Source organism: Tepidibacter hydrothermalis (genome assembly GCF_029542625.1).
In the GTDB taxonomy this organism is placed as follows: Bacteria; Bacillota; Clostridia; order Peptostreptococcales; family Peptostreptococcaceae; genus Tepidibacter_A; species Tepidibacter_A hydrothermalis.
This window is the reverse complement of the sequence record NZ_CP120733.1, coordinates 2,844,303-2,858,083: the sequence shown is the minus strand read 5'-3', so window position 1 is coordinate 2,858,083 and position 13,781 is coordinate 2,844,303. Positions and strand designations below refer to the sequence as shown.

General features: G+C 29.2%; 13 protein-coding genes and 4 riboswitches. Of the genes, 11 read left to right on the top strand and 2 right to left on the bottom strand.

Annotation, left to right across the window (positions count from 1 at the left end; translation table 11 throughout):
* Positions 1 to 79: 79 nt before the first annotated feature.
* The 3 genes from P4S50_RS13520 to P4S50_RS13510 all read left to right on the top strand — a co-directional run bounded on the left by P4S50_RS13520 (position 80) and on the right by P4S50_RS13510 (position 3,546).
* Complete coding sequence (locus tag P4S50_RS13520) at positions 80 to 1,798, top strand: flavocytochrome c (protein WP_277731325.1); 1,719 nt, start codon at positions 80 to 82, stop codon at positions 1,796 to 1,798.
* A gap of 202 nt (positions 1,799 to 2,000) precedes the next feature.
* Positions 2,001 to 2,498, top strand: coding sequence for an RNA polymerase sigma factor (locus P4S50_RS13515; RefSeq protein WP_277731324.1), 498 nt, complete (start codon positions 2,001 to 2,003; stop codon positions 2,496 to 2,498).
* Entirely contained in the window at positions 2,491 to 3,546 is a 1,056-nt protein-coding gene (locus P4S50_RS13510; protein WP_277731323.1) for an anti sigma factor C-terminal domain-containing protein, read from the top strand. The genes P4S50_RS13515 and P4S50_RS13510 overlap by 8 nt, the downstream gene beginning before the upstream one ends.
* A 90-nt stretch (positions 3,547 to 3,636) precedes the next feature.
* Here the strand turns inward: P4S50_RS13510 and P4S50_RS13505 are convergent, their stop codons facing one another.
* Complete coding sequence (locus P4S50_RS13505) at positions 3,637 to 4,356, bottom strand: SDR family oxidoreductase (RefSeq protein ID WP_277731322.1); 720 nt, start codon at positions 4,354 to 4,356, stop codon at positions 3,637 to 3,639.
* Positions 4,357 to 4,696: 340 nt separating this feature from the next.
* Between P4S50_RS13505 and P4S50_RS13500 the strand changes: the two genes are divergently transcribed.
* The gene (locus P4S50_RS13500; protein ID WP_331489611.1) at positions 4,697 to 5,044 is read left to right on the top strand and encodes a helix-turn-helix domain-containing protein; all 348 of its coding nucleotides are present in this window, start codon (positions 4,697 to 4,699) and stop codon (positions 5,042 to 5,044) included.
* Positions 5,045 to 5,129: 85 nt separating this feature from the next.
* The gene (locus P4S50_RS13495; RefSeq protein WP_277731321.1) at positions 5,130 to 5,567 is read left to right on the top strand and encodes a VanZ family protein; all 438 of its coding nucleotides are present in this window, start codon (positions 5,130 to 5,132) and stop codon (positions 5,565 to 5,567) included.
* A gap of 48 nt (positions 5,568 to 5,615) precedes the next feature.
* Here the strand turns inward: P4S50_RS13495 and P4S50_RS13490 are convergent, their stop codons facing one another.
* Positions 5,616 to 6,155, bottom strand: a complete 540-nt coding sequence (locus tag P4S50_RS13490; protein ID WP_277731320.1) for a cysteine hydrolase family protein — start codon at positions 6,153 to 6,155, stop codon at positions 5,616 to 5,618.
* A 273-nt stretch (positions 6,156 to 6,428) separates the two neighbouring features.
* Between P4S50_RS13490 and P4S50_RS13485 the strand changes: the two genes are divergently transcribed.
* The 6 genes from P4S50_RS13485 to P4S50_RS13460 all read left to right on the top strand — a co-directional run bounded on the left by P4S50_RS13485 (position 6,429) and on the right by P4S50_RS13460 (position 13,767).
* Complete coding sequence (locus P4S50_RS13485) at positions 6,429 to 7,460, top strand: serine hydrolase domain-containing protein (RefSeq protein ID WP_277731319.1); 1,032 nt, start codon at positions 6,429 to 6,431, stop codon at positions 7,458 to 7,460.
* Between the two features lie 152 nt (positions 7,461 to 7,612).
* The gene (locus P4S50_RS13480) at positions 7,613 to 8,167 is read left to right on the top strand and encodes a CD3073 family putative ECF transporter S component (protein WP_277731318.1); all 555 of its coding nucleotides are present in this window, start codon (positions 7,613 to 7,615) and stop codon (positions 8,165 to 8,167) included.
* Positions 8,168 to 8,179: 12 nt separating this feature from the next.
* Positions 8,180 to 8,677, top strand: coding sequence for a CD3072 family TudS-related putative desulfidase (locus P4S50_RS13475; RefSeq protein ID WP_277731317.1), 498 nt, complete (start codon positions 8,180 to 8,182; stop codon positions 8,675 to 8,677).
* A 179-nt stretch (positions 8,678 to 8,856) separates the two neighbouring features.
* Positions 8,857 to 10,068 carry an NAD(P)/FAD-dependent oxidoreductase gene (locus tag P4S50_RS13470; protein WP_277731316.1) on the top strand — a complete coding sequence of 404 codons (1,212 nt, stop codon included), beginning with the start codon at positions 8,857 to 8,859 and terminating at the stop codon, positions 10,066 to 10,068.
* Positions 10,069 to 10,171: 103 nt separating this feature from the next.
* A riboswitch (glycine riboswitch) is annotated at positions 10,172 to 10,242 on the top strand.
* Positions 10,243 to 10,244: 2 nt separating this feature from the next.
* Positions 10,245 to 10,327, top strand: a riboswitch (glycine riboswitch).
* Between the two features lie 58 nt (positions 10,328 to 10,385).
* Positions 10,386 to 11,765 (top strand): alanine/glycine:cation symporter family protein, encoded by a 1,380-nt coding sequence (locus tag P4S50_RS13465; protein WP_277731315.1) that lies wholly within the window; start codon positions 10,386 to 10,388, stop codon positions 11,763 to 11,765.
* Positions 11,766 to 12,175: 410 nt separating this feature from the next.
* Positions 12,176 to 12,243: riboswitch (glycine riboswitch) on the top strand.
* 2 nt (positions 12,244 to 12,245) lie between these two features.
* A riboswitch (glycine riboswitch) is annotated at positions 12,246 to 12,331 on the top strand.
* 56 nt (positions 12,332 to 12,387) lie between these two features.
* Positions 12,388 to 13,767 carry an alanine/glycine:cation symporter family protein gene (locus P4S50_RS13460; protein ID WP_277731314.1) on the top strand — a complete coding sequence of 460 codons (1,380 nt, stop codon included), beginning with the start codon at positions 12,388 to 12,390 and terminating at the stop codon, positions 13,765 to 13,767.
* The last annotated feature ends 14 nt before the right edge of the window (positions 13,768 to 13,781 follow it).

Genomic DNA, 13,781 nt, shown 5'->3' with positions numbered 1-13,781 from the left:
CTCAATCTTTATATGAATGTATAATCGAATATGTCGAAAAACGGTTGGACATAAAACCAATTACAACTGGGAGGATTACATGAAATATAATGATGGAAAATATATAGGCGCAGGAAGTGGGTACGGAGGTAATATAGAAATCGAAGTTGAGATACTTGAAAATAAGATAAATGATATAACAGTAATAGCTCATAATGAAACAAAAATCATATCAGACCCCGCGTTTGAGCATGTTATTAAAAATATAATGGATAGAAATACTATTTTAGTTCCTAATGTATCAGGTTGTTCTATGAGTTCTAGAGGAATAAGAGAAGCTGTAAAGAATGCCTTAATAAAAGCTGGTGCAGATAAGGAAGTGTTAGAAACTTTAATATTAGAATCAGAGAATTTAGTAAAGATTAATGCAAAAAAACGAACTATAAAATCTTTACAAAAATTTGATGTAGTAGTTGTTGGTGGAGGTGGAGCAGGTCTATCATCAGCAATAGCAGCAGCTGATAAAGGAGCAAAAGTAGTATTATTAGAAAAAATGAATAACTTAGGTGGTAATACACTAGTATCTATGGGCGGAGTTAATATTCCTGAAAATGATGAACAAAAGGAAAATGAAATAATAGATAGTAAAGAAAGTTTTTATAATGATATAGTTCAAGGTGGGGATCAAGAGAGTAATTTAGATCAAGTTGATATTCTTGTACAAAATGCTTTGGACACATATAGATGGTTAAAGGAAGTTGTAGGAGTAGAGTTTAAATCAAAGAAACTTATACATTTTGGAGGACACAAAGTCCCAAGGGCTTCTGTTTTCAAAGGAAAATATGCAATAGAGCTTATATCTAAGTTAAAAGCTAAAGCTTTATCACTTGGAGTAGAGATTATAACTGGAGTAGATTGCAATCATTTAATTTGTGATGATAAGGGAAGAGTAGTTGGAATCAAAGCTGTAATTGATGAAAAAGAAATTACTTTCAACTCAGAGTATGGAGTTATACTTGCAACTGGGGGATTTAGTGGAAATGTTGAGATGAGAAAAAAATATAATCCTAAGCTGGATGATAGATATAAGACGACTAATGTTAGTGGTGTAACAGGCCATGGCCACATCATGAGTGAACAAGTTGGAGCCAAATTTGTTCATATGAACTATATTCAAACTTTCCCAATTTCTAATCCAAATACAGGAGAACTTTCACATGTTGGTGGTTCTAGATTTGATGGAGCTGTATTAGTGAATAAAGGTGGAAAAAGATTTGTAGAAGAGTTAGAGAGAAGAGACGTTGTTTCTGAAAATATATTAGCTCAAGAAGGACAAGTTGCTTATTTAATTTGGTCAAGAGAGATTGAAGAAATAGGAAATGGAACAATAAACCATAAGGCAGAAGTAAAAAGACTTATGAAAGACAACTTGTTTGGAGAGTTCGATACTATAGAAGAGGGAGCAGAGTTCTTCAAAATAGATAGAGGTACTTTGAGAAAGACTTTAGAAGCTTATAATAATTATGTACAAAAAGGTAAAGATGAAGAGTTTAATAGAAGAGGAAATTTAGTATCAATAAGTGAAGGCCCTTATTATATTCAAGTAGTCGCTCCTGCAGTTCATCACACAATGGGTGGTGTTAAAATCAATAATAAAAATCAAGTAGAAAAAGAAGATAAAACTATAATTAAGGGACTATATGCAGCAGGAGAAATAGTAGGAGGAACTCACGGTACAAATAGGCTTGGAGGAAATGCTATAACAGAGGTTTTAGTATTTGGAAAAAGAGCTGGAGAAAGTATTGTAAATAATAAATAAATATAAGTTAATATACTACAGTCATATTTTATTTAATATGGCTGTTTTTTGTGTATAAGGAAATCATAAATTATATAATCCAAAATTAAAAAATTTTTATATTTAATAAAAAAATAAAAGTTTTTGTATACTTTTTTGTTTCTTATTAGTTATATATATGTAATTTAGTTTTATTAACAATAAACAAGTGAAAGGAGGAATCATGGATTTAGAATATTACTTTAAAGAAAAAATGAATCTTTTATATAAATATCTTTTGAAAATAGGAGCAAATGATCAGGATGCACAAGATATAGTTCAAGAAACATTTTATAAAGCTATGCTTTATATGAACGGATTAGATGAAAAGAATATTTCAGCGTGGCTTTTTAAAGTTGCAATTAATCAATATTATACAATGGTAAGCAAAAACAAAAGATATTTAAAAATACAAGAGAACATGAATAGTATTTTTGAAGAGGCAAAGACATATGAGATAGAAGAAATAATGGAAAATAAATATTTAAATGAGAAAATAGTAAGGGCACTAGATAGAATAAATGAAAAATATAAAAAACTTCTTTTATTAAAATATAATATGAATTTATCTTATGATGAAATAGGACTACTTTTAAATACTAGTACAAATAATGTAAAAACATATCTTTACAGAGGCAGAAAAGAATTTAAAAAAGTTTGGGAGGAAATGAAAGATGAATGATTTTTTTGATAAAGACTTTGAATTTGAAAAAGTAATAAAAAAGAGTAAAAGAATAACTAATTTTAAGATTATAGGAATAAGCACAATTATATGTATTTTGTTAATAGGTGTAGCTTACTTTATAAATACACAAATAGTAGCAACTATAGATGCAAATCAAAGTAAGTTTTTGCAAAGCTATTATAAACTGAGAAGACCTAATGAATATATAGGATCAGTAAAATCTACAAATGGAATATTAGAAAACACATTAGAATATACAACTTATAAAATAATAAATAATAAACCTATATACAATGGAACGTATAGCTTGAAAACCAATATATTTGATAAAAAAAGTGGAGATCTAGGTTATGATGGGGGATATATAAGAAATTCTATATTTGTAGGTGAGGATAAAAATACAGGGGGATTGATGGAGTATAATTCAATGGGATATAAAAAAATGAGATTTTATCATCCGAAAGTAAAGTATTACCGTGAACCTAATGAAATAAAAGAGATGGATAATTTAGATGAAAATTCTTATGCTGAAGTAGCTATATCTTTTAATAAAAGTTTTTCTTTTGATGAGGCATATAAAATGATTCCAAATAATTTGGATATATGTTGGTATTGGATAGATAATTATAAAGGAGACAAACTAAAAGAACATAAGAAATTTGCAGAGGTTGGGAAAAGTGATTATATAAGTCAAGATGGAGTCGTTGGAGTAAGAGGAATAGATAGATTTGGTAAAAAGATAAAAGCTAATAATTCTAATAAAGAAGATGGAACACTTGAAAATGAATTTGTAGATCCTTATGTTCATGGTTTAAGTTTAAAATATATAGATAATAAAGCTTTTGTTGATATAAAGAAGGACTTAGATTTAGAATATCTAACAAAAGAGGTAGATTTAGATAAATTATATTATAATAATGAACCTATAAATTTAAATGAACCTTTAGAGGTAATAGGGGTTGTAGTAACTGGAAAAGTAAAAGATATAAAAGCTTTAGAAGATAATAAGAATATAAAAACATCCGTACTAGGGTACTATAAGTAGCCTTTATATATTATGAAATAAAATTTAAATAGTTAAAAAATTAAGAGGTTATTTATTTATAACCTCTTAATTTTTTGGATTGAATCTTCATTATGCTTCTTGTCTTGTAGTAGCAATTACTATTTCTCTTATACATATATTTTGAGGTTGTGAATAAGCAAAGCTGATAGTATTTGCAATATCTTCTGCTTGTAATCCTCCACCTATTGTTTTTTTCCAATCTGTGTAACTATCTTTTATTTCATCTGAAGTTGTGTGGCTTAAAAGATTTGTTTCAACTACACCAGGAGCGATAGTAATCATTCTAACGTTATGATTAGCTACTTCCTCTCTGATGTTTTCAGTTATTGCATGTACGGCGAATTTTGTACCACAATAAGCTGAGTGGTTAGGGAATGTTTTTCTTCCTGCTATTGAACTTATATTTATTATTGTTCCTTCATTTCTCTTTATCATGTCATCAAGTACAACGTGAATTCCGTTTAGTACTCCCATAACATTTACATCTAACATTCTTTTCCATTCTTCAGGATCTTGATTTTGAGCTTCTCCAAGAAGCATAATTCCCGCACAATTTACTAAACAATCAACTTTACCATACTTTTCTTCAGCTTCAACCACTGCTTCTTTAATAGATTGAACATCTGTTACATCTACGCTTTTGCAAAGTGTATTTGGCAAATTTAATTCCATTAATTTTTCTTTGTTTCTAGCTAATAATAGTAAGGGATGACCTTCATTAGATAATTTAATAGCCGTAGATCTTCCTATACCAGAACTTGCTCCAGTGATAACGATTAACTTTTTCATATTATAACCTCCAGTTTTATTTTAAACATTGATATATTAATTCAAGTTTAGTATTCTATAACAGTATTATTTTTTAGATTTAAATAGTTTGCAAACTTCATGATTTGATTATAATAAACAAAAAAGATCTTGTTAAGTATGCACTTTTTATGAATATAGTAACAAAAAGGTAACTATTAACCCTATTTTATAGATTACGCTACTATAAAATTTTAAATCTGGGGGTGGCATGGATAAAACAACTATACTTGCAATTATTTTTGACCAATGGAGTCTTAAGAGTTGTTGGCAACATGAGGCAGTGCGTAGCGACTAGACGAATTTTTAGGAGGTAAAAATATTGAAACATAAAGAAGTAGTATGTGAAATAGAAGTTACTCTAGATATGATAAGTGGAAAATGGAAACCACTAATATTATATTTTTTGGGAGAAGAGGGAACGAAAAGATTTGGTCAGATAAAAACATTTATAGATAAAATTTCTCATAAATCTTTAACCAATCAGCTAAGAGAACTAGAAGAAGATGGATTGGTAGAAAGAGTAGTATATCCTGAAGTTCCACCAAAAGTAGAATATAGTTTAACGGCTAAAGGTAATACATTACTACCTATTTTAGAAGCAATGTGTGAATGGGGAGAAAAAAATATGGATAAAAGATATAAGCTTATCAATCCTCTTTGTGATTAGATAATCATTAAAAATAAAGATTAAATATACTCAAAGTCTATAAAATTGTTTGAGTATATTTAATCTGTTGGAAAAGGAGTTTTATATGAAAAAAATTTCTAGAATATTAAGCCTTATATTTTTAGTGATGTATATAATATATTTACTGTACTTAGTATTTTTTAGTAAAGATTATGGAAGAGGATACTTCCATAGAAGCTATAATTTTATTCCTTTTAAAACAATTATAGAATACATGTTTTTCTCACCAAATTTAAAAGCAACAGTTGTAAATATAGCTGGAAATATATTGGCTTTTGTTCCAATGGGATTTTTAGTTCCAGCTGCATTTAATAGAATTAATAAATATAAAGATATATCTATAGTTGTTCTGATTGCAACAATTTCTATTGAGATAACACAATTTATAATTGGTGTAGGTACTTGTGATATTGATGATGTGATTTTAAACTGGATAGGTGGAATTATAGGATTTTACATGTATAAAGTTTTATTAAAGAAGATTAAAAATAATCCCTATTAGTAGGGATTATGTGATTTCTCGGGAAATAAAGATTTATATTAAATCACTTTAAGCTTTAGTAAAATGTATTTCATCAGCAGTCTTTAATTCTACAAATCTTCCACCTAAAACATTATTGTGGTGTTCTATAATTTTAGAAGCATCTAATATTTGGCTATCAAAAGTACTATGAGCATCTTTAACTAAAATATTTTCATAACCCATGCTAAATGCCCTTCTACAAGTAGTATCTATGCAAAATTCTGTTTGCATACCAGCAATAACTAATTTACTAATTTCTTGTTTTTTTAATACATAATTTAGGTCTGTTTTGTAGAAAGAATCCCATGTTTTTTTCTCAACAATAGTTTCAGTTTCTAATGGCTTGACTCTAGGATGAATTTTCCAAGTAGATTTTTCTTTACCAAATTCATCACTATCTTTTCCAGTATGTTGAACGAATATTACTGGAGTATTAGTTAAGCGAGCTTTTTGTAATAATGTATAAATATTATCTAATACTTTTTCTTTGTTGTACAACTCAGTATCTTCATATGAAAACATTGCAACTTGAACATCTACAATTAATAACGCTGTTTTATTATTCATTATTGAATCCTCACTTTCTTTTTATATTTAACACAATGATTTCTAAATTATTTTATTTAAATAGTATACACTAAATATATATATTTGAAATGTTTAGAATAAAAGCTTTTATATTTTAATAAAACTTAATATATAGAAAATATTGCAATGGTAATGTGTTAAACTTAGTAAAATAGTTTATATAAAGTGGTGTGATGATACAAATAAAGAAGACCAATATTTTGAATTGACTAGATTATGATTTGTTCAGTAAAAAATAAAGGGGGATATTTTATGAAGATTGAATCATCAGAAATAAAAAAAATAGTGAGAAAAACAAAAGAGGATAGAAATTTTCATGGGGTAGTTTCGGTATCACAAGATAATCAAATGATATTTGGAAAAGGGTATGGATATGCAAATAGGAATCAGAAAAATCACAATACTTTAAATACAAGATTTGGGATAGCTTCTGGCTGTAAGATATTTACTGCAGTAGGTATTTGTCAATTAGTTCAAAAAGGTTTGATTTCTTTTGATACTCTATTAAAAGATTGCCTAGATATTAGGTTTTTAAATTTTGATTCAAATATTACGATACAGCACTTACTTACACATACTTCAGGAATATTAGATTATTTTGATGAATCTGTTATGGCTGATTATGAAACTTTATGGGAGAACACTCCTATGTATAAAATAAAAAGCTGTAATGATTTTTTACCATTATTTCAGAATAACAAAATGAAATTTTCTCCAGGTGAGAAATTTGATTACAATAATGCTGGATACATATTGTTAGGCTTGATAATTGAGCAACAAACAGGAATGAAATTTCAAGATTATATACAAAAAAATATATTTAATATATGTAATATGGATGATTCAGGTTATTTTTCATTAGATAAATTGCCTCGAGAATGCTCATATGGTTATATTGAAGATAAAGAAAATAATACATGGAGAACAAATATGTATTCTATACCTATAGTAGGAGGTCCTGATGGAGGGGCATTCGTTACAGCTTTAGATATGACAAAATTCTGGGAGGCTTTATTTGACAATAGAATATTAGATAAGAAAATTACTGAAAGAGTATTAACACCACAAGTAGATTGTGGTGCTGATTGGTACTATGGACTAGGTGTATGGATTGTAAAGAAAGAAGATAAAATTCATAAATACTGTATTATGGGAAGTGATCCAGGGGTAAGCTTTAGATCATCAGTGTACAAAGATAGAGATATTCAAATCAATGTTTTAGGCAATACTGATTGGGGGGGCGAGGATATTACTAAAAGAATAGAAGAAGAACTTAAATTGTAATAATTTATATTTGATTGAATATGTAGTTGATACAATATATAAGAACAATCTATTGTTAAGCCTTGTATTATAAAATAATTCAATTGGACTAAAACCTTGGCAAATATTAGAATTAATAAGTAGAATTATAATATTTATAGGGGGTCCAAAAGATGAATAGAACAAGAAATTTAACTTTTGTTGCTATGGGAATAGTTATTAACATAGTTTTTGGAACTGTAGTAAGTATGCTAAAAATACCTTTATTATTTTTAGATACTATAGGGACAGTATTTGTAGCCGCTATACTTGGACCTTGGTATGGAGCAGTAGCTGGAGGGCTTACTAATATTATACAGAGCATTTTAACGAATCCTAAATCTATGCCATTTGCTTTGGTTAATATTGCTATTGGATTGATTGTAGGATATATATGTAAAAAAAGAGAATTTGATTTAAAAACATCTTTTATGACAGGAATGATATTAGCAGTAGTAGCTCCATTAATTGGAACTCCAATAGCAATTTATATTTTTGGAGGTATTACAGGAGATGGAAATGACATAATATTCACATGGCTTTTAACATCCGGTAAAACTATATTTTCAGCAGCATTTATACCTAGAATAACAGGTAATATAGTGGATAAAATTGCAACTTGTATATTTGTATCATTTTTATTAAAAAGGTTGCCAAAAGAATATACGAGAAAACAAGGTAATATTTAAGGGGATGACATAGTGCATAGACAAGGAAAAATAGTATTTTTATCACACTGTATATTAAATCAAAATTCAGTTGTAAAACCTTTAGCTAGAGCAAAGGGAGGGTACAATAAAATAGTTAAAGAGATAATAAAAAGAGATATAGGAATGTATCAAATAGTGTGCCCAGAAAATAAATATTTAGGACTTAATAGATTACCTAAGAGTAAAGATGAATATGATAATAAAGATTACAGAAAAATATGTAAGGCTATAGCTTATGAAGTAGTTGAAGATATAGAAAAATACATAAATAATTCAGATAAAGTAGTAGGAATAATAGGTATAAGCGGAAGTCCTACTTGTAGTTATAATAAAAATAAAGGTATATTATTTGAAGAAATATTTTATTTATTAAATGAAAAAAATATTTCTATACCAATATTAAATGTACCTACAGATTATTTAGAAGAAAAAGAAAATGAAAAGTTCATACATAAATTAGTAGAGTTTTTGGATAACGATCAGAAATAAGTCCTATTTTATATAGGACTTATTTTTTTACTCTATAGTAAATTGTAAAATTTTGGTTATGTGGATAGCGTTGATATAAGAACTAAACTTACAACTATTTTAAGTAAATTTTTAGAATTGAAATTAAAGTCTAAGGTTAAACTATTTGTATAAAAATATAGATATTTAGGAGTGAAAGTATGCAAGAATATGTAAAAGGAAAACCTATATTTACTAGTATAAATAGTATCAATAAACAATACCAATATTTAACTGAAGATTTAGAAACAGATGTAGTAATTGTAGGTGGAGGAGTAACTGGAAGCATATGTTCATATTATATGTCTAAAAATAATATAAAATCTGTACAAATTGAAAAGGGTAGAATAGCTCATGGAAGCACAAGTGTTACAACATCACTTTTACAATATGAATTAGATGAAAATGCATCTGATCTTACAGAAAGTATAAATCCTAAAGATATTGTAAGAGCGTATGAACTTGGGTTGTATGCACTGAAAGAAATAGAAAAATTTGTAGATGAACATGGAAATAAATGTGATTACATAAAGAGGGATACATTACTTTATACAGCTAAAAAACTTGAAAAAAACAGCATTGAGGAAGAGTACAAATTTAGAAAAGAAAACGGATTTGATGTTGAATATATAGAAGAATCAAGTAATCCATATGGTTTTAACTTAAAAGCAGGATTGTTATCAAAAGAAGGAGGAGCTGAGATTGATCCATATAAATACACTAACCATCTTCTTGAAGTGAGTATGAAAAATGGTGCTCTTGTATATGAAAATACTGAAGCCGAAAAAATAGAATATTTAAATGATGGAGTAATTGTTCATACATCTTATGGATATAAAATTAAGGCAAAAAAATTAATTGTTGCTACAGGATATAATACTAGATTATTTACTAATAAAAATTTTGGAACTAAGTATAATACGTTTAATATAGCTACTAAACCAGTTAAAGAAATTCGAGGTTGGAAAGAAGGAGTATTAATCAGAGATAATTCGGATCCATATAATTATCTTAGAACTACAAAAGACAACAGGTTGATTATAGGTGGGGAAGATGTGGAGTTTAAAGAGATAGAAAATAAGGATATGGCTTCTGAAAAATATTCTATTTTAGAACAAAGGCTTAAATCTATGTTTAAAGATATTAATGATATAGAAATAGAGTATAAATACTGCGGTTGCTTTGAAACAACTAAAGATAATTTGGGATATATTGGACCTGATAAAAAACATAATAACCTATGGTATTGCCTAGGTTATGGAGCTAATGGAATATTGTTTGCTATCTTAGGCGCAATGATGCTAAGTAAACTATATTATAATGAAAAAGATGAAGATATGAGATTATTTAATGTTGATAGATTTGATAATTAAAATGTATTAAAAAAAAACAAAGCATTCTATTGTTGACAATCAAAAATGGAAATAATATAATGTTTTCTTAATAAGAGATAACAAAATTTAATAGACGTTTTGGATGAAGGCAGCGGGAGAGCGAAATATCACCGAAGAAGTAAAACTTTCAGGTAAAAGGACCGTTGTTGGACAAATCTCTGGAGAGACTCTACGGAGCACCGAAGGAGCAAACTACATTTAACTATGTATGTGAAACTCTCAGGTAAAAGGACAGGGAATTTTTTTCCCCGCTTTTTAAAATTAAGTTATTTAAAAAAAAGCAGGAGGTAAATGTTATGAACCAAATTAATCAAATTGCACAATCTATCAATTCTTTCGTATGGGGACCACCGCTTCTCATATTACTCGTTGGTACGGGTATCTATTTATCATTCAAATTAGGATTTTTACAAATATTCAAACTCCCATTAGCACTAAAATACCTTTTTTCAGAAGATTCTGAAGCAAAAGATATTAATGCAGAAGGTGATGTATCTGCTTTTGCAGCTGTTTGTACAGCTTTATCTGCAACTATAGGAACAGGAAATATAGTCGGAGTTGCTACTGCAATAAGACTTGGAGGACCTGGAGCATTATTTTGGATGTGGGTAGCTGCATTTTTTGGGATGGCTACCAAATATGCAGAATCACTTTTAGCAGTTAAATATAGAGTTGTAGATGACAATGGGCAAATGTCAGGTGGCCCTATGTATTATATTGAAAGAGGGCTAAAAAATAAGTTTCTTGCAAAATGTTTTGCTGTATTTGGAATAGGAGTTGCTTTCTTTGGTATAGGAACATTTGCACAAGTAAATTCTATAACATCAGCTGTTGAGATAGCATTTAATATTCCCGTTATAGTGACAGGAATAATACTTACTGTATGCGTTGCTATGGTTACTCTTGGAGGAATAAAGAGTATAGCAAAGGTTTCAGAGATTATAGTTCCTTTTATGGCGGTATCATACATAATTTGTACATTAATAATACTTTTATTAAATGCAGGTCAAATTCCTGAAACAGTAAGTTTTATAATAAAGAGTGCTTTTAGTCCAACCGCAGCAGCAGGTGGATTTGCAGGATCAACTGTTGCACTTGCACTAAAGAGTGGAGTATCAAGAGGTGTATTTTCAAATGAATCAGGACTTGGTTCTGCTCCTATAGCAGCAGCTGCTGCTAAAACTAATTCTTGTGTAAGACAAGGTTTAGTTCAAATGACAGGTACATTCTTTGATACTATAATAGTATGTACAATGACAGGAATAACTTTAGTTCTTACTGGTATGTGGAATAATCCAAATGTTGAAGGTGCTGCAGCTACAACTGCTGCATTTAGAGCTGGACTTCCAGGTATGCCTGTGGTTGGAGAATTGATAGTGACTATAGGACTTATATTCTTTGCTTTTACTACTATACTTGGATGGAATTATTATGGAGAGAGATGTACTGAGTATTTATTTGGAGTTAAAGGTATAAAACCTTATAAATATATATTTATATTACTTGTTGCTATAGGACCTTTCTTAAAGCTGAGCTTAATATGGACAATTGCTGATATAGTTAATGGATTAATGGCTATACCAAATCTTATAGCTATAATAGGACTTAGTGGTGTTATATCTTTAGAAACTAAGACGTATTTTGATGAATTAAAAAAACAAAAACAAGCATCTTAAAAATAAATAGGCTATATTAAAATCAAAAATCACTCAAATTTTAGTGTAGATAATACTAAAATTTGAGTGATTTTTTTTGTAAAATATACAAATCAGAAAATTGCATAATTTCAAAAAATAAAAATTAAATGTAAAATTCAATTATAAAAAATAATGATGGATATAAAATTAACAAAGGAAAAAACCTTAATTTTATTAAAAACAATAAGAAAATATACGTAAAAACATTCAAAACGACAAAAAACGACAAGGTAATACACTGGAAATAGAATTAAAATGAAAAATAAAACGATGCCATGTTAATCATGATTAACAAAATGTGCTTCAAAAAAACACATTGTTATTTTATTGACAATGAAGAACTAAAATAATATACTCTGCTTAGAAGCATAACAAGATCAATGTTTTGGATGAAGGTAGTGGGAGAGCATAGCACCGAAGAAGTAAAGCTTTCAGGTAAAAAGACCGCTATTGGACAAATCTCTGGAGAGACTCTATAGAGAGCACCGAAGGAGCAAACTGCATTATATATATGCATGCGAAACTCTCAGGTAAAAGGACAGGGAAATTTTCCCGGCTTTTTTAAATCAATTCGAAATAATAAAAGCAGGAGGTAAATGTTATGGAACAAATTAATCAAGTTGCACAAGCTATCAATTCTTTCGTATGGGGACCACCGCTTCTCATATTACTCGTTGGTACGGGTATCTTTTTATCATTTAAATTAGGTTTTTTACAAGTATTTAGACTTCCATTAGCACTCAAGTACCTTTTCTCAGAAGATCCTGAAGCAAAAGATATGAAGGCTGAAGGTGATGTATCTGCTTTTGCAGCTGTTTGTACAGCTCTATCAGCTACTATAGGTACTGGTAATATAGTTGGAGTTGCAACTGCAATAAGAATGGGAGGACCTGGAGCGTTATTTTGGATGTGGGTAGCAGCGTTTTTTGGTATGGCTACAAAATATGCTGAAGCACTTTTAGCAGTTAAATATAGGGTTGTAGATGATAATGGACAGATGTCAGGAGGCCCTATGTATTATATTGAAAGAGGGTTCAAAAATAAGTTTCTTGCAAAATGTTTTGCTGTATTTGGAATAGGAGTTGCTTTCTTTGGTATAGGAACATTTGCACAAGTAAACTCTATAACATCAGCTGTTAGGATAGCATTTAATGTTCCAGTTATAGTAACAGGTATAGTACTTACTATAGGTGTTGCAATGGTTACTTTAGGTGGTATAAAAAGTATAGCAAAAGTTTCAGAAGTTGTAGTTCCTTTTATGGCGGCATCATACATAATTTGTACATTAATAATACTTTTATTAAATGCAGGTCAAATTCCTGAGACAATAAGTTTTATAATAAAGAGTGCTTTTAGTCCAACTGCAGCAGCAGGGGGATTTGCAGGATCAACTGTTGCACTTGCATTAAAGAGTGGAGTATCAAGAGGTGTATTCTCAAATGAATCAGGACTTGGTTCTGCTCCTATAGCAGCAGCCGCTGCTAAAACTAATTCTTGCGTAAGACAAGGTTTAGTTCAAATGACAGGCACGTTCTTTGATACTATAATAGTATGTACAATGACAGGAATAACTTTAGTTCTTACTGGTATGTGGAATAATCCAAATGTTGAAGGTGCTGCAGCTACAACTGCTGCATTTAGAGCTGGACTTCCATCTATGCCTATGGTTGGAGAATTGATAGTTACTATAGGACTTATATTCTTTGCTTTTACTACTATACTTGGATGGAATTATTATGGAGAGAGATGTACTGAGTATTTATTTGGAGTTAAAGGAATAAAACCTTATAAATATACATTTATATTCCTTGTTGCTATAGGACCTTTCTTAAAGCTTAGCTTAATATGGACAGTTGCTGATATAGTTAATGGACTTATGGCTATACCAAATCTTATAGCTATAATAGGACTTAGTGGTGTTATATCTTTAGAAACTAAGATGTATTTTGATGAATTAAAAAAACAAAAACAAGCATCTTAAAAATAAAACTCGAT

Bases quoted from the DNA above. Each gene is read 5' to 3' on its own strand.
- P4S50_RS13520 (WP_277731325.1), top strand. From the start codon at position 80: ATGAAATATAATGATGGAAAATATATAGGCGCAGGAAGTGGGTACGGA.
- P4S50_RS13515 (WP_277731324.1), top strand. From the start codon at position 2,001: ATGGATTTAGAATATTACTTTAAAGAAAAAATGAATCTTTTATATAAA.
- P4S50_RS13510 (WP_277731323.1), top strand. From the start codon at position 2,491: ATGAATGATTTTTTTGATAAAGACTTTGAATTTGAAAAAGTAATAAAA.
- P4S50_RS13505 (WP_277731322.1), bottom strand. From the start codon at position 4,356: ATGAAAAAGTTAATCGTTATCACTGGAGCAAGTTCTGGTATAGGAAGA.
- P4S50_RS13495 (WP_277731321.1), top strand. From the start codon at position 5,130: ATGAAAAAAATTTCTAGAATATTAAGCCTTATATTTTTAGTGATGTAT.
- P4S50_RS13490 (WP_277731320.1), bottom strand. From the start codon at position 6,155: ATGAATAATAAAACAGCGTTATTAATTGTAGATGTTCAAGTTGCAATG.
- P4S50_RS13485 (WP_277731319.1), top strand. From the start codon at position 6,429: ATGAAGATTGAATCATCAGAAATAAAAAAAATAGTGAGAAAAACAAAA.
- P4S50_RS13480 (WP_277731318.1), top strand. From the start codon at position 7,613: ATGAATAGAACAAGAAATTTAACTTTTGTTGCTATGGGAATAGTTATT.
- P4S50_RS13470 (WP_277731316.1), top strand. From the start codon at position 8,857: ATGCAAGAATATGTAAAAGGAAAACCTATATTTACTAGTATAAATAGT.
- P4S50_RS13465 (WP_277731315.1), top strand. From the start codon at position 10,386: ATGAACCAAATTAATCAAATTGCACAATCTATCAATTCTTTCGTATGG.
- P4S50_RS13460 (WP_277731314.1), top strand. From the start codon at position 12,388: ATGGAACAAATTAATCAAGTTGCACAAGCTATCAATTCTTTCGTATGG.